This window comes from Sphingobacterium sp. UBA3519 (assembly GCF_002377215.1).
Classification (GTDB): domain Bacteria; phylum Bacteroidota; class Bacteroidia; order Sphingobacteriales; family Sphingobacteriaceae; genus Sphingobacterium; species Sphingobacterium multivorum.
The window spans coordinates 12,828-30,970 of record NZ_DFPI01000017.1 but is presented as its reverse complement, the minus strand read 5'-3'; the positions used below and the strand labels follow the sequence as shown (position 1 = coordinate 30,970).

Here is an 18,143-nt window from a genome sequence, read left to right as displayed (position 1 = left end):
ATTTCAGTCATTTATGGTTATAATTAGGTGTTTTTCTTGAGTGCGCCGTACCTGCCGTGACCAGCCCTGCTCAGATAGTATTCCATCCAAAATCTCGGGAGATGCAGCATTTAGTTCCACACCAAGATAGACCTGTTCATTTGACAGGTTCTCGGGATAAGTTACCGGTATCCGGCCGGGTGCCTGATTGAGTACAAAAGCAATTTCCGCAATACTGTAATGGAATCTTGTATTGGGAGGTTCAGCTTTTTGGTCCCTGATGAGATTTGCCACACCCGAGGGAATTTCTTCGATCCTACAGTCTATATTTCGATAGGACCGTAGATTATCTTTGAGGTCTGCTGTCGCCTTATCATAAGACTGCTTAATGGCATAATAACTTTCATAACAGAGCTGTGTATTTTTTAAGCTGTTCCACTCCGATGCATCAATTGGGCGGTCACCGGTTTTTTCCCGTATACGGATCCTATTTGGATTTCTCAGGAATATGTCCCCTTGACCTGTCGCTAATGCTATGACCGACAATAAGGGGTAATTGGCGATCTGAAATCTTGAACCGTCCGGCTGAAGGTCCGGCTCCCACCGGGCACCGGGGACAATGCCCTCTATAGCATCGAACATCACCGTAAACCCGGTAGGTTTGCTCTTTTTATCCGGACCGAGCGCCAGAGTCAGTAAATCAATCTTACTGTTCTTCAGTTCTACTTTCAAAGGAAGAGCTCCAGAGTTTCCTGCTATAAGCTCGGCTAATTTTTGAGCGGAAATAAGGCTGGGGAGAGTAAAGGATATGACCTTACCCCTATGTATGACTACCGTATGCGGAATACTGGTTCTTTCGAAACCTTTATCAATGATACTTCCCCTTTCGTATTTATAGAATTCAGCTTGTCGGAACTTTGGATTATCTGCTAAAAAACGTTCAATTTTGGTGGTGGGCTCATCGGATAAGGGAATAATCTTACAGTCAGTGGTATCTTCCAGTTTTAGAAGGTGGGGTAATTCCTTTATACACGGAGCGCACCATGTCGCCCAAAAATCCAAAATTATGAATTCTTTGTCCCGATAATCATTTAAGGAAATAGTTTCCTGACCAGCGGGAAGTGTGATCAAATGTAAAGGAAGTTTCCAAAGCTCCTCAGGAATAGTATCTCCGATCTGTAGTGGCCTTAATGTAAATTGCCCGGTAACAGCCTCCATTTTAGGAGACTGTGCTTGGGCATAACTAAACATTATGAAACAAAAAGGTAATACAAAAAGTACCTGCCGGACATATACCTGTTTATGTCCGATAATGGCAGGTCTAAGAGATAGATATAGGGAAGTGACGTTTATTAAATGGACACGAAGACACTCCATGTAGCTGTAAAATAGCTTCATCTGTAAATAGGTTTATAACGTTCATAATTGTGTTATTTAAATATGAACCTATTACGGGGCGCCCATCGTATAAGGTTTCTGGGATGCCAAAAAGGCTTACAGTCCTATTCAGGGGCAGTAATAATATTTTTGAGGAATTGCTTTTTAATCATGCTCGTCTTGGTTATGCGAGCCTCGAAAAAAAATGGCTGGGTCTTACACGCCATTGTTCTTTGGTGACAGCCAGGAAAATGGACTTACAGTAAGACCCATACCATTTCGAGCCATAAAGATATGGACTCTAATGGATATGGGCATAACCTTACTGCCTCGCCTTCCTGGCTGTCAAACTGTGAACTACGAGACTCTTTAGTTATTGCCTGCCTCATTTAAATTGTTTAAAATGAGGTATTTCTAACTTCAATATTTTTGAATATAAAACAAATATAACTAAAAGTATTGATAATTGGAAATAATTTTCATTCAGTAAGATAACATTAACATTCGATCACTTCTTAGTTTTTCCTTCTTGGTGCTTCATATTTGTCTTATGAGTTTTCATTTAGGTAAGAAGGTCGAAGAAATTGCAAAATCCAAAGGATATTCCCAAGCTGCGCTTGGGAAGAAAGTGAACATGTCGAAGCCGGGAATTGCAAGTATGTATAAAAGAAGTGGCATCGATACAGATTTGTTAATAAAACTTACTGAAGTTCTCGATTATGATTTCTTTAAACATGTTTATGAAAATGAATCTATGATAAAGCATAAAGAAGAGGAGTTGGTACCGCTAAAATCAAAAATTGAACAATTAGATAGTGAGAATATGCTATTAAAGAATCTTGTTTTAAAGAATGATCAAATTACGGAATTGCAATTTAAACATATTGCGGAATTGGAAGAAAAGTTGTTGAGACAAAAATAATATTTACTTTTGGTCCTTAGCAAATAGATATATAAAGTTATAAAAGCCACCTTTTAGGTGGCTTTTATAAGACAAAAAGTCTACAAAGTTTAAACTCACTTTAGTTTTTCTATTTCCTGAATAGGTAAACATAATATATCGGAAATCAACTGCGTGTCAAATCCATTTTTCAGCATCTTAAGTGCTGATTCTTTCTTTTCAGCCTCGGCCTTGGCACGTTCTTGTATCCGCCCTTTTTTTTCAGCCTCTGCCACTTCCTGTACCTGATATTGACGAACAGCTTCGGCGTCCCATTTACGTTTTAAACTTGTATTGTACATCGATTGGCGATACTATTTAGTTTTTTCAAAGTTTGCCCTTACTTCCTGTACAAAGCGTAAGGGGACCCCTGCAATACGCACAATAGCATCATCAGTAAGCCTAAGCTCCTCGATGAGATTACGTACAATACTTCTTTTTTCTCCATCAGCTTTAGCTCTTTCTTCCTGACGAGCTTTTTTTTCAGCCTCTGCCAATTCCTGTACCTGATATTGACGAACAGCTTCGGCATCCCATTTACGTTTTAAACTTACATCGTACATTTCTTTTTCCTCCTTACTTAGTTTACTGTATTCAGCGATCTTAAAAAGCTTTTCAAAAACCGGCTTGCGCAAATATGTCGGCAATTTATCTAAAGAGGACATATTTTTCAGCACATACAGCCAGCCTTCAAGATCGTTCTGTAAATTAGACTCTTCTTTGGTGAAGTTAATCAATTCCAGATAAATAAACCCTAGATCTGGATAAAAAACTTTGCCCGTATCCCTGTTGCACAAACAAATATCATGCAAAAATTCCTTACTGTCGTCATTGGGCATCTTAAAGCCGTCCATTAAAACGATGACGTAAACTTCACTGATGGAATAGTTCCAGTCCTTGCGTCCACCTTTTGGAGCTTGATCGGAAATAAGCTTGCTCCCATAATAGAGCATACGCCTTTTCAGATTGGCCTGTGAACTACGTTGAACCTCGATAATAAACTGCTCACCGTTGTCTGCGGTACAGGTCAGATCAAATATGACCGCCCCGATCTCCTCGGTATCGCCCACATGTTCATTCTTGTTGTAATGCAGATCTGCAATTACCTTCCTCCCACGAAATAGCTCATTAAGGAATGCTTTTAACAGGTCCTTATTAGCATCTGTTCCAAATACTCTCTTAAAGCCGAAGTCAGTGGTAGGATCTATATATGTGGTTGTTATGCTCATAGTCTAAGTCTTTCTGCATTACAAAGATAAGGAGATTACAGCTGAAAACATATATCAATTCGACTATAGGTTGTGTGAGTAAAAAACAGAGAATCATTTTTAAATCATAAAAAACTGTCTTTGTATGGTTTTGATACCAGATTATCAACACAATGTAATTCGTCCCCTGACTGGGGACGAATTTGCAAGCCAATTCGTTGGACAGATCTCATGGGGCATAATCATAATATTGCTATGTCGAAGTAAAGATAATCTTGAAGTAGAGTATGCTTTACAGAGTATACACAAACCGATGGGAGTAAGTTAATTTGAACTTTTTACACAGCTTCCAGACAATCTAAAAAGGAGCCTGTCAACGATAGAAGAAATTGAAAATCAGTTAAAAATTGATAGAGACTATGAAGACTAACTCCATAATTTCTCTTGAGATCAAAGGAAAGATTAGGCAGCGAAATCATATTCTCCTCGAAATTTTCACCGAATGAAGTTCATTTTTGAAGAAATTTCAGGTCAAGAATTTTGGACACAGCTTGTGTCCAAAATTCCATGGGGCCACACAAATTTAATTTTTCAGCAGGTAAAAGATACCGATCAACGAATATTTTATTTAAAGGCATGTATTAGAGGGGCTGGAGTAGAGGAATATTGGAAGATGAAATAAAATTCGATTCCTATAACAAGCGAACCGAATTCCAGAGCAATTTTTCTAAAGCATTAAACCAAAAAGATTTAAGTTAACATAGACTAGAATTTAAAGATGAATATCATCTAACCTTCTTAGGCTAGATGATGTCCATACAGAAAGACACCGTGCGGATGAAAACAAACATTCTGTCCGATTTTGGTACATAAGGAATGGGAGAAAGCAGTCCAGAGTATGGCCATTATGGGTATTTGGTCAAGTCTCAAGTGGATATGTATAGGTTTTGCTAATCTCGTGATGAGGGTAATGCAACCTCGCTTATACAGCGTTGTAGTTGATTTTTATTTTCCGTTTAACCAAAGTAACCAATCTCGTCCTACCATATCCCAACCAAAATTTTCATAGTTTGTTTCTCCGTTTTCTGAAATTTCGAAATAATTATGTCCTCTGTTAAAATAGGACTTGAAGTCAATATTTGTTTTGTTTTCTTGAATCATTTCCACTCTAAGCAAGTCATTATATGGGCAGGCTGTGTCTTTCGTGCCATAAGAAATCAAAACAGGAATGGTCAACCTTCTAAAATCGTTGTTTAAGCTATTTGAAAATGAATAAGTACTTTTATTTGTGTCATATCCGTGCTCCCTAGAAATATCAAAAGGTTCTTCATTGACTGTTTTCCAATATTCAAAGTCTTTTTCTACCCAACTTTCTTTTTCGTTTTCGATTTGTCTGTCCTGCGCTATCATTGACAATATCCTGGAATAGTACGGAGTTCCACCAGAATATATCAAATGGGTGATGTGCGTGTTGGTTACAGCAATTTTGACCGCAATGGACGAGCCTTCCGAATGTCCCGCAACTACAACCTTATTACCATCGACCCAAGGTTGATCAACCAAATATTCGATTATTTTGTTGTTCCGTTCGACGTAGAAGTCTAGGTTTGCGTGTTCCGTATATTCTTCTGGAGGTAGTTTGGTGTCACTATTTATAGATTCCCCGTTTTTTGAAAGTTTGGATTTGTTTATGATCAAGGGAACTCCCGGTTTGTTTATAGCTATCAAATGAAAAGCGTCTGTTAAAATTTCTGCATTAAATGGAAATGGAGGATAATGGATCCCTGTATCTGAGTACTTTATCAAAGGGGTCGCTAACGAACCTTGTATAAATATTAAAATAGGTTTCTTTTGCCTTTCTTCCCCTTTTTTCGATTTAACAATAAAATCAACTTTGTCTGACCGAAAATTTATTTGGTGGTGCACATATCCGAAATCTTCTACTTTTTTTTGAGCAAATGTGGTTTGGAAGAATAAAATTGAAATTAAGATCAGTAGTTTTTTCATTGGTATCTAAATATTAAAAAAATCCTATATATAGGTAATTCTCAAATTGCCCAAACTTCCAATTCCGTTATATCTATCTCCAGCTTGTTCAATGTTTCATCGAAAAAATTGGTCCATATTTGTTCGATTTATGACATTTTAGGATATGGTTTGTTTGTAGTGGAATATAGTTTCGGATGAAGTCTCTCCGTTGTCCCAATTGGTTATTGATATGAATGTTCTATTATTGTAATTAGCCATATTTCACTACGTATTTTTATAGTGTAACACTTGTGGAAAGGGATCATAGTAGTGATGAAGCAATGATTTCCATTCCAGGTATTGTGGAGATTGACGGAATCCGACTTCGTGTGCTTCAACAGAAACCCATTCGACTAACAGGATGTATTGGTTTTCTACTTCAATACATTGTTTCAATGAATGTTTTATATAGCCCTCAATGGAGGATATGTATTGTCCAGCTTTGGAAAAATCTACTTCAAAGGCCTTCGATTGGCCGGGTTTTACGTTTAATATGGCGACTTCTAATATCATTGAGTTCAAGTTTTTTCAGTTTATTCGGGAAATCCCGGCTGTTTACAATGTGAAAAATATCCATTTTTTGTGGTTTTGACAAATAAGTTCACATGTTTGGTGGGCAATATTATTTTCAAAAAATCTAGATTTTCAATATGGTATCCTTTAGTCAATGTTTACGAAACATTGTTTTTTAAGTCCGTTAATTTCATTAACTTTAGAAAGGAACCCTTAATAATTTTGAACCAATTTGCAGACCATTTATGGATCCACGAGCCAAGATACGGAACATTGCATTTCTGGATCCCTCCGATCCGGGATATGGGAAATTTGTGGATGAGTCCCGGCTGGCCAATATGCGGATCAGGGAATCCAAAGGGAAACGGGAATACTCCGACATTATCTCAGAGCTATTTGAGCCGGCCATTCGGGAATGGGTGGCTCCAGTGGGAGGATCGGAAAAACGGATACTTTCCTATGAACGTCTCGACAGGAACGGGAGATATGTCACACGGTACCGGGAACTGGATTTCCTTATCGATGATGGTAACTGTGTCTATATCGGCGAACTGAAAGTCTCTTCATCAACAAAGCTCTTGAACCGGGCATACCGCCAGCTATCTGAAAGCATGGATGTCCTGTCCAGAACTGGCAAGAAGGTAAAACCCGTTCTGATCTATATCAACCTTTCCTATAAGAACGCCCGGACCACAGTGAATATCTTCGACCCTGACTTTACGAAGATGCAATTCATGCAGAGGTCTGTAAACGGCAGGAACTATGACTTCCTACAGCTGAGCCCGGTAGAGTTCTTCGAGTGGGCATATGAAAATAACATTATAGCAGACGGCGAGCTTCTGGGACATGCATTAAGGGAAGCGGAGGACAGATTTTCGGCAAGGATTTCCAGACGTGATCTCCGCACCAGTGGGATACCGGAACAGGACTGGCCACCGCACTTGAGGGAAAGAAAGACAAGCACCAAAATCTTCCGGTCAGGGAAGCATAATAATGCCCAGGTTTCACAGCTGGCGCACCGTATCCGTGAAGCAATGGGAAAGAACCATGCCCGGGTGTCGAGAATCGGGACTATAACACTCTTCGACCACAAGGAGGGTATAGGTGAAGTCCAGACTTTGTCTTCGGGAAAGCTGCTATTGCCATTGGATAGTTTCGGTCAAAAACCTAGTGTCCCGCTTCAAAAAGGGCAGGTCATCACCTATAGAAGAAAGTCCATGACAGAGAGCGGACAGCTCCGTGCAGCTGGATGTAGGCTGCTTGATACGGTCGGGGATCTGGATATATTGGTATCCTTGCTGATGCGAGATGCTCCGTCAAATGCACCCTGGTTGCCCGGTAGAGAAAAACCGCTGAGCGGTAGCCAAACCTCGGACCTATTGAAGCAGTTGACCTTACAGATCTTTGAAGGGAAGGGCGAACAGACGTTCATCGATACCGTACAGCATTATTATGACAGGCACCTACAGGATGACCATTTTGTGCATTTCTGTTCCTATCTGGAACATATTGCCGTGCCCCTGATCCAGACCGATGACAGGGATATGGTCGAACAGACACTCTACTGTTATTTTTTTGCCAATATCCGTTCAGGTATTCTCTTTCAGGTATGGAAACATGCTACATTCCGTTATATTGCCTACACAGACGGAATGGATTATGAGATCCCCAGGGAGATCATCCAGGAATATAGGCATCAACTTGATGATTGTCATTGGGAACGGTTGGCACGTTACAGTTATGGATCAAGCCTTGAGCGATCCTGATCAACGGGAAAGTTACAGCCTTGATATATGAGGTATAGAAGACATTTTTTCGTAGGCGTTTCCAATCAGACCAACGATAGATCAGGGATATACCTTGAAAAAGGTATGTAAACCAAATCCCCGTGTAAGACCTAGTTGTCAAAAAAGCCAAACACCTATTATGTCTGCCTTCTGACCGTGTAAGAAATTATTGTATCCTGTGTTTTATCTCACCAAGATCCTTACGACCGCCAATTCACCATCTTTATTTTTTAAAGTAATGGTATCCGTACCCTTGCCGCCATCGGAGGTATTGATAAAAAGAACCTGAAAATCAACAAGTGAACCTGTTTTAGGATCAATCGGTCTTTCAACCCTAACGCTTTCCGTGACATTTCCCGTCGAGCTCAATACGAACCAGTCTGTACCCTTTGGCATATTGACGGTCGCAGTCATCGTATTGTTCCCTTCAAGTTCGAGATAGTTTGTTGTTAGGTCCACATTTAGGGTGGTGGAGACATCCAGACGAGCAGTAGTACCCCTGCTATCTTTCAGCTTGTAATAAGTGTTTCCCAACTTTTTGGACGTCACCCTTATACCTTCGTTTTCAATAGTGGCCGTTGACGCATCTCCTTTTACGCTTTCGATGGTATAGGGGGCGCCAGCACCAAACTGGATATCCTTAATAATATATGTCTGTCCTTTGGACAGTTGAAGGCCAAAACTAGGTACCTCCAATGATTTATGAGTCGAACGTATTCGGGCCGAAGCTGTTTTAAGTTTTTTATCGGTAATAGTCACTTCGGCTATATTTCTGGTCAGAAGGTCCACCTTTATTTTGTTGCCCACTATTGCGACATTGGCGTCAGGATCGCCGTCGGTCTGCGAGACAGTCGCAACGTATTCTCCATTTCCCTCCAATATTTCCAGTGCCATTTCAACCTTGTCAGTCTCCAGAACTCCATTGTTCACATTTAGAGGTGATAATTTGAGTTCTTTAGTTTCAACTTCTGGTAAGCTGTCATCAAGAGCTGAGCTACATGCGCTGATTAAGGATAAAGAAAGTGACAATAAAAGAACAGCAATAGAATATTTCATGATAAAAATAAGTTATAAAAGTAAATTTGTTATAAACAAAACAACCAATTTTAATATAGATATCGTATACTTTCATGTAACAAAATGGGTACCGTTGAGATAAGCACGGTTAATTTCGTAGCGTAAATGCATGGTCTATGTATTCCCATCCATTGGAACGGAACTTTCCATTTTCACTGCGTAGGCCACTGGGAGACCGGACTGCAGGATAGTGTCAAGGGCGCACATAGTGCGCTTGTATACCCCTTACACTTCCTGCCGGGCCGGACTATATTTGCCATGGCGGTGAAAATGGAATAACCATCCCCGGATCATCGGTAATTCATATCAATTGAACTATCCCATTTGGCAAGTGGTGTGCGCTACGGCAAAGCACCTCTTGCCTATCGGGGCGAGGTTTATGGGTGGCCTGACAAAGGAAGGAGCTCCCATATACCGCAGGTCACAATTTAACCCTTGTAGAAAGACAGAGGTCATAGCCTCATTCCCCTGTCTTCGTCCTTTTTCTTTTTCTTCTTGCGTGGCTCCTGTTCGGGGACGATATCGATGCCTGAGGTCGAAAAATCAAAAATTCCGGCCATGCCCTTGGTAATCTCTTCAAGGAGATCGATCGTGGAATGAAAACCGTCCCGTGAAATGTCGCCCGCCAGTCCATTGAGAAAAGAACCGTCCTGTCCCATTTCCCTGTCCGATTCCAATAGCATGTCCAATTGCTCACGCTGTTTGAGATCACCGTTCTTCTGGACATTGGCATATGAAAGCGTATCTTTCAGACCCCGATCGAACCCGAATTCCCTATCGAAAAGCGTCTCGCCACTCTGTTTGAACGCCACACGGTCAAACTGGCCCATTTTTTTGGAGTGTTCCACATTGCGTCCCTTTGAGGTGTTCATCGGGCTGAGCTTGAACCGTCCCGTTATGTCCTTTCGGCTCACGATGACCTGGATATGGTATTGCATGCCCTCTTTTTTATCACCACGTTTTTTAAGTCCCTGTTTTACCTCTTCATCTTTATAGGAGTAATACCGATGGTCCTCCACTTTTGCGAACCAGAGCAGGTCCCTATTACCATTTATCCCTCCACGTTTGAAATTGCGGGCATACTCGTCCATGACCCTTTCGGTATACCGTTTCAGCTGTTCTTTCATGCCCTGGTTGCCATAGAGCTTTTCAAGGTGCGCCAGCTCTTTCTGGCTCGGGCTGATATTGATCAGGAAGAACTTGGCTTCGTTCCTGCCAAGCTTTGTCCTGTTGCCATCGATTGCCCGCCTTACCTCATAGGCCTCTATATCCGTGCGCTGTCCGTTGAACCAATTCTCGGGTTCGTTCCTGTTTCCCGTGCGGTTCTCCTTTTCGAGGTAATGGACGAGTTTTCCGCTGCTACCTTTGTTCTCGGCCTCTTTTTTGTCCGTTATATTGATGTACATACGATCCAGTTTTTTAAATTGTTCTACAAAAGGTCTATCTGTTTCCTTGTGCTACGTACCAGTTCGTCCTTTTCCTTTGCAGAGGTCATCATTCCGAAACTGTCCCTTGTGCGGATATAGGTCTCCAGAATATACCGGAACTGCTCCTTCAATGATTCCTTTGTCGCAAGGCTGGCCGAGATCCCATCCAGTGAGCCCAGCGCCATCTTTACGATATCGGTAAGTCCTTTCTGCCCAGCGAGCATGTCCCTGTCCACTTCCAGTACGACCTTGTTATGTTTCTGCTGACCGTTAAAAAAATCAACGATATTCTTCTGGCTGCGGGTCATACGGTCGACTTCCCTTTTGATGGGGATCAGCAGGTCATTCTCCTGTGTCCTGATAAATCCGATGTAATCTTTATGCTGTTTGAGCAGCGTGTTCTTTAGCAGTTCGTCGTTGACGTCCAGCGGATCTTTTTTGCTCCGATGGAAATACTCTACCATCTGTGAGAAAACGAGCCGTTTTGACCGACCAAGTTTCAGGGCGATCCTATCCATCTTTACCGCCGTCTGCCGGTCGAACTTGATGGTACTGAGTGTTTCCGTTCTTTTGTTCTGCGCTTCCATTGGTTCCTTGTTTTTAATCGTTAGGCTATATAGCTGTTATGCTATATGGCAACTTGGCTGTATATCCAGACCTCTGGATATGTCGGACCCTCCCGAGGGTTCCTTTTTCTTTTATTTTGCCGCTTTCAGCGGCTATGGGAACCCCCGGAGGGTTCCCGAAACCTCCCTCACGGTATCGTGAGGGCAAGCAGGTGAGGCTCTGCCCAACCTCCGCTTGCTCCGAAATTTTTTAGAAATTTTGGACCTTTTTGACCCGAAAGGGTCAAGATCAAGACGTATAATAACGGCCCGCCGTAGATTTTTTTTGCCAAAAAATTTGGATTTGATAATAGTATCTTGCTTCTTACAAAACGGCAAAATATGGCGTGCGGTAGCGACGCCGGTTTTTGACGTTTTCATCGTCATGATAGCTCTCCAAAAAGCTATCATGACGCCTACTCCGCTGGGGTACCCAGCACCTTTTTTATTCATGCTTCCATTCATCACATCGCAGCTGTATATCGGAACATCTGCATATATGACGAATGGATTAACTGTATTTCCAGAAATAAAATGGGCGGCATATCTGGAAAGGTGGATATACGGACAGCTCATTCCATATCCTCCTTTCTCTCCCCAAATTTGGACGGCCACCAGATCAAGCTTCCCTGTGTGGGATGGTACGACGGCTGATAACGAACGTAACCAAATGTGTCGAGTTCACGCATACATTTATGGTAAGTGGCAATAGACCTGATCCGGCAATGTGCCATGAGTTTTCTTCGGGAAACCGAAAAGGGATTGGCATACCCCTGCTGTCCATGCAGCACGAAAAGTGCCGTCAGCAGGCTGACATGGGTGGCCAGCATCCTGCTATCTGTGCCGATACGTCGGATCAAAACTGTGTACCCCGTGATTGCTTCCTGTATCATGCCCCGCCCCTTTCCATCATCTGCTGGATATCTTCCGACCTGTAATACATAATACCCCCGACTTTCGAATGGCGCAACGTGCCGTTGATCCGTAGGTTTTGCAGGGTGCCTGCCGAAATGTTCAGCATACGCCGCACGTCAGCGCTCCTGACCCATTGTTTCTTTTCCTGTGGCTTTAAAATTGTTTTGATTTCGTCCAGCAGCTCAGCCTTGAACTGCTTTAGATCTTCATTGGTGATAATGTCTATCTGCATAAATCCCTATTTTGATGAATAGGGCAAAAAAATAGAAAGGCATTGAAATGGGGCTACCATATAGGTGTCTATGGTAACATGGGCAGGTTTGAAAACAAATGTAATACACTGTCTTTAAACGCAATACAACTTTATGCCATTTGGTATGATTACTGGAATTTTAGCTTCTTTTCCTGACAGGCTTTATAGTAAAAAGGCTCTGTCCCGACGGTATGGATGCTGATCGGGCGCTCGGATTACGCTTGTCTTTGGGAAAATACCTTCGTACCCTGTTGAAGTCGATTTCCTCATGGTCTTCCCTGAAATATTTACAGATCATCTTGACCCAGACAATGGGAAATTCGGAAAAGACAAGTTCCTTCCCTTCTACTTCAAGGTCGGCCATCTGGATGAACAGGTCGAGCAGCGGCAATAGTCTTCCTTTGGGGACATTGATATATTGCTTGGTATCTAAGTTTGTAGCTTCCTGTAGTTTTGCTTTTAGGTCGGTTATTTCCTGTGTCAGGGCAAATATCTGTATTTCCTGCTTTTCAATAATCGGCTGATTTTTTCTGTGAATATCCCATCTGTCCAGTGACATGAGCATCCACATGACCTTTTTTAGCCGGTCAGTGTTCAGCAGGTTACGCACATGATCTTTATCATAAATATCCTTTGATTTGAGTACGTTCAGCTGGGATTCAACAGTCTGCCATAAGTATTCGAAAAAGTTCTTTTCTTCCCCCTGTGGATGGGTTTCAAGATAGTAGGTAAGATGATGACGGTAAAACTCTTCCAGAAGGTCTTCGTGAATGGTAAGTATCTTTTTGAAAAGGTGCTTTAGAAAATGTTTCCGGCTCCATGTCACAGGGTTCCCGATGTCCAGACTGTCCCTGCTAAAATCAAAACGGTCACGAAGTTTGAAATAGCTGATACTCATAAGCGTTTATAGATTGGTTATACCCAAATTTAAGGATTTCAAGCGAAATACATCCACGCCCCGGGCAAGAATGGAAACAGGGCTAAAAATAAATACGAACCAATCGTGACTGTCCGCCCCTTCTACCCCATCCATTTCAGTAGCAGGCAATATAGGCGATAGGCTGCTGCCTCCTCAGATAACTATCACAACTTATAGCGGTCCCCGATCTCAGTTAAACCGTAAATCTTATTTATAAGCGTTCAGTTCCCTCTTTTTATAGACAAAAAAGAAGAACCGCACTATAGAAAAAAGAAATAATATTGAGACCTTTTGTACAGGTTGCTCCCAAATGATAACGTTCCTCCAAAAAATGCCAAAAATATGACGGGCAGCGCAACTAATACACTATGAAAATAATATTAACATAAAAGAATGTGGATAAAATTGAAGCTCATCCCCACTTTGGGTGATAATTCTACTATTTGTTTTGAGCGTTCAAATTTTAATGAATGCATTAATATTTATTTTTTTAGATGACGTCGATTCCTTCAAGGTTACATCAATAGATAACCAACAAAATTTACTGTAAATCTATGTGCAGAGCACAACAGGGATATGCTGCCTCCTCATGAAGCCTTCCCGATTTGTTAAGTCTATCAGGTCATAAGAGATATAACAAAATTGCGAAGAATAATATAAGGCCAACCCATTATATTTTAATATGTCGTTATTTTAAACTCTTTTAAATAAAGTTCCAATGGCTCTATCCCTACCTCGGTGCGTCTTGAGTTGACATCTTTCTTTTCCCGGATCGGTAAGAGAAAATAGCTACCATCATTATTAATACCTATTTGAGAACCATATATCTGGAAGCCGGTTTTCCACAATGAATGCTTATCTTTAATTATAACATAACTTTGTGGCTGTATTTTTTTTTCAATAAAAGCCTTTTCTACAATAGGGAGATACTTCTCTCTAGTTCGAGGTGCTGCATGAGCAACTAGAGTGGATAATACTATGTTTCCATCTGTTCCAATATCTGTCGCACTGAGCCAGCCATACTTTTTCAAAATTTGCGACAATTCCTTGATATGTTTTTTACTAACCTTTTTGAGAGTTTTCGATTTATAGCGAGTTTGTTTGCTGTTCATTCCAAATTTCGAGATATTTTCAGTGAGTTGTTTCCTTACCTCTTGATCCTCTTCCAACATCTTTAATAAGATTCCTTTTACAGAATCCATTTCCTGTTTCCTGTTCAGATTATTTTTAACAATACCAATAAGTTTTTGCCACCGATCATCATTTTGAAGATTAATAAATAACCTCTCACTCTCGATAGATAAAAGATCAGAATAATAGGCTTTTTCAGCAATATTAAATAAATTCGAAAATGCACTATCAATCACACCGCTTGCAGCCCAACTTTTAGCTGCCATAAAACGATGAGAGGTAGCTCCCTTCCAGCCAAAAGATTGAAAAGCTTTAGAATAAAACGAGGATGCTTCAGAGAACTTCTCTATCCTAAACAAGGAGTCTGCAACCTTTACATTATATTCATACATTGAGGTTGGCGCTTGCGAGTGACCGACAAGGGGATAATAAACAACTAAATAAAACATTAAAATCCGTACCAAAGATAATTTCATCATAATGCGTTTTAAGAACATGTTATTTATATTTAATATTCTATACTTGAACCTTTAATAAAAATAAAAACAAAGTTTTAAAAAATTGAAATAAGTAATAGAATAATTCTTATTTTTAAAATAGTATTATTTTACGAAATAAATCTTTGAAAATGGCACTTATATTTTCCAAGCAGGCAGATTACTGCACATTTCAGGTTATAAGATGGTTAAAATCTTTTGAAAGGGATTTGGAATTAAATCTTCTTATAGATACTAAAAATCAAGTAGTCATAACTAATCCAGTCGGAGGTGAAGTGTTTGTGAATAAACATTCATATACTGAACTTGGGGGAGAAAACGAATCGATTTTCGGGTGGGGGATAGACGATCTTGACAGGGTATTTTGCGTTCTTATCGACGGAAGAAAAGTCCACAGGGTAAAGGGGAATTTGTATCATTTACATCACAAAAGACCACAACTGTCATCACAAGAATTAGAAAAAAATGTTATTGCATTTGTTAATTCTTTCACAGAATAAATTATTATGAAATACTTATTGCTACTTGTAAAACTTTGTGTTTTATTTTCCGCTTATAGTCAGGGAACACCATCCATTGCCGTTTCACCTATTGTTGATTTAGAAATACCTATCAATCAGAAGATTGTCAATACTGTCGATAGTTTTTTAAGATTAAGGGATGACTACACTAATATTAATAGATATAAATTTTGCGAAAAATCTGATTTTGACCGATTTGGTAGCCCATTTTTCTTCCTGCAAGACATGGAGAATAATAATTCTGGAAAACATGTTTTCGACCCTTGCATTATGGAGATAATACCATGGATTCCTCAGAAGCAATTTATTGTGAAGATCAGTTTTATCTCTTCTAGCAAGCCCCTTTTGAAAGCTATAGTAAACGTAATAGCAAAGTATGATAATGATACGGTAAAAATTTCTTCTTATCTGAATTTTACTGAGCAGACATGGCAAAGAATAGAAAAAGAAGAAATGACCTATTACATTAGTAGAAATAGATTGAAGAATATTAATAAGGGCATTAAAGATCAAATAAAGTTTAATAAAACAATTTCTAAATATTTTGATTTACCCAAGATCCCATTAACTTACTATTCTGCATCGACAGTAGAAGAATTTTTTAATATGCAAGGATTTCAATATCATCCAATGATGTTCGCTGATAGTACTGGTGGCGTTGTTTATAAAGACAATATACTGTCTGCGAATAATTCGGAATATTATCCGCATGAAATCAGCCACCTGTATATCAGGAAAGCCGTGCCCGGTATAAATCAGTTCTTCGACGAAGGACTTGCTACTTATTTAGGTGGAAGTGGAACGCTATCATATGAGCAACTTAAAGCTATATTCAAAAAAGAAGTTAGTAACATAGATATTTGGAAAGTTTGTCAATCTAATATATTTGACAAGTCTTATTGGAAACATGATTTTCCTGCCAGCTATGTTATTGCAAGTATTGTATGTGAATATGGTATCAAGAAATATGGGAAATCTGATTTTTTAAAATTGTTGCAAAATGAACGTGAAGCAAATTTAGTCTTTGAGAAGCTAGGTTTAAATAAGGAAAATATACAGGGACAATTGCTTAGGCTCTAAATCAATTTATAGGACTGATAATCGACTGCAGATAAACTTTTGAAAATTAAGTTATAATTTTTAGAAACTATACTAAAATCAACAATCTTTTAGGATGGATATGTGAGCTAATTGCATCTCAACAACACCTTTATAGGATTCTTATTAGCCTTGCAATACAATATTTTGAAGAAGAACTTAAAAAGCAAATTGAAGATAGCAAAATAAGAGGCTATATATCTAAACTAATTTTGTAATAAAACTAGTTCCAATAGTGATTCATTTCAATGAAATACTGACCATTTTTATATTATTTTCTATATTTTCAAACACAAAAAGCTTTTTTAACTAAGTAAAATCATTTATTTAGAGATGAAACAACATACCAAATTAGGATTTGAATATATACATAAAAATAAGTATATTTATACATAGCATTTGCAGTTAAAATGTATTTGAAAAAAGGTGCGTTATTCGGGGAGTCGAATTACAAAAGAGCCTTAAAATATTGTTAAACGCTGATTTTCGGACTAGGTTCGAATCCCAGCGGGATCACTAAAGAAAAGCTAATCGCAGGATTAGCTTTTTTTTGTTTAACACTTGCGGAAAACTTCTTTTTCATCAACAACGCTTTTCTTGATCTCCATTTGAAAACATGTTTTTTATCTTATCTTTATAATTTCAAGAATTTTCGGGCTTAATACATTAAAAACACTAACCGATAATTCAATAATAATTCTAGCGCCATCTTACCATCGTATTGACGCTAGAACAAATTACAATCAATGAAAGAGGATCGAGCACATGAAGAGATTTACGTTAAAAGAGATTGGCCAACAGTTAAACCTATCTCCAGGAACCATTTCCAAAGCACTAAACGATAGCCATGAAATAAGCGCAGAAACAAAAAAGTTAATTTTAGATTTCACGCAGAAAATTAATTATATACCAAATTTCTCCGCAAAAAGCTTAAAAACGGGGCGATCAAACACCCTAGCGATCATTGTTCCATTTATCTCAAGCTCTTTTTTCTTTGATTTTTACGAAGACATCTCCCTTATTTTATCACAGACGAATTATAAACTCATCCTCTTGCAGACTTTTAACGATGAGAAAAAAGAAAAGGAAGCACTGGAACTTTGCATACAAAGCAATATCGAAGGAATAATCATTTCTCCTGTAAAAAATGATTCAAGTTTATCACTCTTGTTTTATATCATGGAACAGATCTGCCCTGTGATTATTTTTGACCGGATAAACCATCAACTCGACACCTTTAAAATCGGAATCCAAAACAACAAAGTCATCTATCAGGCAACAGAAGAAATGATCAAAAACAAACGCGAAAATATCATTCTTTTATTATGCAAAGATATCGGTGGAAATGTAAGCAGAATAAAAGGATATAAAGATGCCCTCTTTAATGCCTCTATTCCTTTTAAAGAAGAAAATATTGTTGAAATATCCTACTCAAGCCCCAAAGATAATATCGATGACGAACTGGAAAGCAAAATAAACACGTTATTAAATAAGCCCTCCGCTCCAAATGCACTCCTCTCAACGACAGACACCTTGTCGCTAAAAGTTTTGCACATATTAAATAAATTAGAGGTGAAAATTCCTGATGACATGAACTTAATTGGCTTTAGCAACACCCCTTTTGCCAACAGTCTCAACCCATCTTTAACAACAATCACCCAGCCAACACAGCTTATGGCAGAAAAATCGGTAGAACTTCTCTTGCAGATGTTAAAGAAAAAAAACAAAAAGAATTATTTCGAATTCGAGACGTATTTTTTGGACTGCAGTATCGAACACCGAAAATCTACATCATCCCTTTAAAGAAAAGGTCAAAACCCCACTATGGAATTTTGACCTTTTCAGAAAATACCGATCTCTACTATTAA

General features: G+C 39.2%; 17 protein-coding genes and 1 pseudogene. 6 read left to right on the top strand and 12 right to left on the bottom strand.

Annotated elements, in window-relative coordinates; translation table 11 throughout:
• Positions 1 to 3 precede the first annotated feature (3 nt).
• On the bottom strand, positions 4 to 1,377 hold the full coding sequence (locus B3297_RS07250; protein ID WP_286778690.1) for a TlpA family protein disulfide reductase: 1,374 nt from the start codon (positions 1,375 to 1,377) through the stop codon (positions 4 to 6).
• 529 nt (positions 1,378 to 1,906) lie between these two features.
• Here B3297_RS07250 and B3297_RS07245 point away from each other — a divergent pair.
• Entirely contained in the window at positions 1,907 to 2,278 is a 372-nt protein-coding gene (locus B3297_RS07245; protein ID WP_286778689.1) for a hypothetical protein, read from the top strand.
• Positions 2,279 to 2,373: 95 nt separating this feature from the next.
• Here the strand turns inward: B3297_RS07245 and B3297_RS07240 are convergent, their stop codons facing one another.
• Together B3297_RS07240 and B3297_RS07235 are read right to left on the bottom strand one after the other, a co-directional pair.
• Entirely contained in the window at positions 2,374 to 2,598 is a 225-nt protein-coding gene (locus tag B3297_RS07240) for a hypothetical protein (protein ID WP_286778688.1), read from the bottom strand.
• 12 nt (positions 2,599 to 2,610) lie between these two features.
• Positions 2,611 to 3,525 (bottom strand): Rpn family recombination-promoting nuclease/putative transposase, encoded by a 915-nt coding sequence (locus B3297_RS07235; RefSeq protein WP_286778687.1) that lies wholly within the window; start codon positions 3,523 to 3,525, stop codon positions 2,611 to 2,613.
• Positions 3,526 to 3,988: 463 nt separating this feature from the next.
• Here B3297_RS07235 and B3297_RS07230 point away from each other — a divergent pair.
• A pseudogene (locus B3297_RS07230) lies at positions 3,989 to 4,186 on the top strand (DUF1016 N-terminal domain-containing protein); the annotation flags it as partial.
• Between the two features lie 323 nt (positions 4,187 to 4,509).
• On the opposite strand, the gene B3297_RS07225 reads toward B3297_RS07230, so the two are convergent.
• Together B3297_RS07225 and B3297_RS07220 are read right to left on the bottom strand one after the other, a co-directional pair.
• Positions 4,510 to 5,511, bottom strand: coding sequence for an alpha/beta hydrolase family protein (locus B3297_RS07225; protein WP_286778686.1), 1,002 nt, complete (start codon positions 5,509 to 5,511; stop codon positions 4,510 to 4,512).
• 246 nt (positions 5,512 to 5,757) lie between these two features.
• On the bottom strand, positions 5,758 to 6,045 hold the full coding sequence (locus tag B3297_RS07220) for an antibiotic biosynthesis monooxygenase family protein (protein ID WP_286778685.1): 288 nt from the start codon (positions 6,043 to 6,045) through the stop codon (positions 5,758 to 5,760).
• A 245-nt stretch (positions 6,046 to 6,290) separates the two neighbouring features.
• Here B3297_RS07220 and B3297_RS07215 point away from each other — a divergent pair, with 245 nt between their 5' ends.
• Positions 6,291 to 7,811, top strand: a complete 1,521-nt coding sequence (locus B3297_RS07215; RefSeq protein ID WP_286778684.1) for a hypothetical protein — start codon at positions 6,291 to 6,293, stop codon at positions 7,809 to 7,811.
• A 204-nt stretch (positions 7,812 to 8,015) separates the two neighbouring features.
• Here the strand turns inward: B3297_RS07215 and B3297_RS07210 are convergent, their stop codons facing one another.
• The 7 genes from B3297_RS07210 to B3297_RS07180 form a co-directional block, all read right to left on the bottom strand.
• Positions 8,016 to 8,888 carry a hypothetical protein gene (locus B3297_RS07210; protein WP_286778683.1) on the bottom strand — a complete coding sequence of 291 codons (873 nt, stop codon included), beginning with the start codon at positions 8,886 to 8,888 and terminating at the stop codon, positions 8,016 to 8,018.
• 473 nt (positions 8,889 to 9,361) lie between these two features.
• Positions 9,362 to 10,315, bottom strand: coding sequence for a DUF5712 family protein (locus B3297_RS07205; RefSeq protein ID WP_286778682.1), 954 nt, complete (start codon positions 10,313 to 10,315; stop codon positions 9,362 to 9,364).
• 23 nt (positions 10,316 to 10,338) lie between these two features.
• On the bottom strand, positions 10,339 to 10,923 hold the full coding sequence (locus B3297_RS07200) for a BfmA/BtgA family mobilization protein (protein ID WP_286778681.1): 585 nt from the start codon (positions 10,921 to 10,923) through the stop codon (positions 10,339 to 10,341).
• A 590-nt stretch (positions 10,924 to 11,513) separates the two neighbouring features.
• Positions 11,514 to 11,834, bottom strand: a complete 321-nt coding sequence (locus B3297_RS07195; protein ID WP_286778680.1) for a hypothetical protein — start codon at positions 11,832 to 11,834, stop codon at positions 11,514 to 11,516.
• Positions 11,831 to 12,088, bottom strand: coding sequence for a helix-turn-helix domain-containing protein (locus B3297_RS07190; RefSeq protein ID WP_286778679.1), 258 nt, complete (start codon positions 12,086 to 12,088; stop codon positions 11,831 to 11,833). Before B3297_RS07190 ends, B3297_RS07195 begins: the two co-directional genes overlap by 4 nt.
• 160 nt (positions 12,089 to 12,248) lie before the next feature.
• Positions 12,249 to 13,007: a hypothetical protein gene (locus tag B3297_RS07185; RefSeq protein ID WP_286778678.1), complete on the bottom strand. Its 759-nt coding sequence runs from the start codon at positions 13,005 to 13,007 to the stop codon at positions 12,249 to 12,251.
• A gap of 698 nt (positions 13,008 to 13,705) precedes the next feature.
• Complete coding sequence (locus tag B3297_RS07180; RefSeq protein ID WP_286778677.1) at positions 13,706 to 14,656, bottom strand: DUF6624 domain-containing protein; 951 nt, start codon at positions 14,654 to 14,656, stop codon at positions 13,706 to 13,708.
• 131 nt (positions 14,657 to 14,787) lie between these two features.
• On the opposite strand from B3297_RS07180, the gene B3297_RS07175 reads away from it, so the two are divergent.
• From B3297_RS07175 to B3297_RS07165, 3 genes are all read left to right on the top strand, one after another.
• Positions 14,788 to 15,156 (top strand): galactosyltransferase-related protein, encoded by a 369-nt coding sequence (locus B3297_RS07175; RefSeq protein WP_286778676.1) that lies wholly within the window; start codon positions 14,788 to 14,790, stop codon positions 15,154 to 15,156.
• Between the two features lie 6 nt (positions 15,157 to 15,162).
• Complete coding sequence (locus B3297_RS07170; protein WP_286778675.1) at positions 15,163 to 16,257, top strand: hypothetical protein; 1,095 nt, start codon at positions 15,163 to 15,165, stop codon at positions 16,255 to 16,257.
• Positions 16,258 to 17,040: 783 nt separating this feature from the next.
• Positions 17,041 to 18,078, top strand: coding sequence for a LacI family DNA-binding transcriptional regulator (locus B3297_RS07165; RefSeq protein ID WP_112376135.1), 1,038 nt, complete (start codon positions 17,041 to 17,043; stop codon positions 18,076 to 18,078).
• The last annotated feature ends 65 nt before the right edge of the window (positions 18,079 to 18,143 follow it).

Excerpts from the sequence above, each read along its gene's own strand:
- B3297_RS07200 (WP_286778681.1), bottom strand. The coding sequence starts at position 10,923 with ATGGAAGCGCAGAACAAAAGAACGGAAACACTCAGTACCATCAAGTTC.
- B3297_RS07210 (WP_286778683.1), bottom strand. The coding sequence starts at position 8,888 with ATGAAATATTCTATTGCTGTTCTTTTATTGTCACTTTCTTTATCCTTA.
- B3297_RS07175 (WP_286778676.1), top strand. The coding sequence starts at position 14,788 with ATGGCACTTATATTTTCCAAGCAGGCAGATTACTGCACATTTCAGGTT.
- B3297_RS07180 (WP_286778677.1), bottom strand. The coding sequence starts at position 14,656 with ATGTTCTTAAAACGCATTATGATGAAATTATCTTTGGTACGGATTTTA.
- B3297_RS07245 (WP_286778689.1), top strand. The coding sequence starts at position 1,907 with ATGAGTTTTCATTTAGGTAAGAAGGTCGAAGAAATTGCAAAATCCAAA.
- B3297_RS07215 (WP_286778684.1), top strand. The coding sequence starts at position 6,291 with ATGGATCCACGAGCCAAGATACGGAACATTGCATTTCTGGATCCCTCC.
- B3297_RS07165 (WP_112376135.1), top strand. The coding sequence starts at position 17,041 with ATGAAGAGATTTACGTTAAAAGAGATTGGCCAACAGTTAAACCTATCT.
- B3297_RS07170 (WP_286778675.1), top strand. The coding sequence starts at position 15,163 with ATGAAATACTTATTGCTACTTGTAAAACTTTGTGTTTTATTTTCCGCT.
- B3297_RS07225 (WP_286778686.1), bottom strand. The coding sequence starts at position 5,511 with ATGAAAAAACTACTGATCTTAATTTCAATTTTATTCTTCCAAACCACA.
- B3297_RS07205 (WP_286778682.1), bottom strand. The coding sequence starts at position 10,315 with ATGTACATCAATATAACGGACAAAAAAGAGGCCGAGAACAAAGGTAGC.
- B3297_RS07195 (WP_286778680.1), bottom strand. The coding sequence starts at position 11,834 with ATGATACAGGAAGCAATCACGGGGTACACAGTTTTGATCCGACGTATC.
- B3297_RS07240 (WP_286778688.1), bottom strand. The coding sequence starts at position 2,598 with ATGTACAATACAAGTTTAAAACGTAAATGGGACGCCGAAGCTGTTCGT.
- B3297_RS07235 (WP_286778687.1), bottom strand. The coding sequence starts at position 3,525 with ATGAGCATAACAACCACATATATAGATCCTACCACTGACTTCGGCTTT.
- B3297_RS07250 (WP_286778690.1), bottom strand. The coding sequence starts at position 1,377 with ATGAAGCTATTTTACAGCTACATGGAGTGTCTTCGTGTCCATTTAATA.
- B3297_RS07185 (WP_286778678.1), bottom strand. The coding sequence starts at position 13,007 with ATGAGTATCAGCTATTTCAAACTTCGTGACCGTTTTGATTTTAGCAGG.
- B3297_RS07220 (WP_286778685.1), bottom strand. The coding sequence starts at position 6,045 with ATGATATTAGAAGTCGCCATATTAAACGTAAAACCCGGCCAATCGAAG.
- B3297_RS07190 (WP_286778679.1), bottom strand. The coding sequence starts at position 12,088 with ATGCAGATAGACATTATCACCAATGAAGATCTAAAGCAGTTCAAGGCT.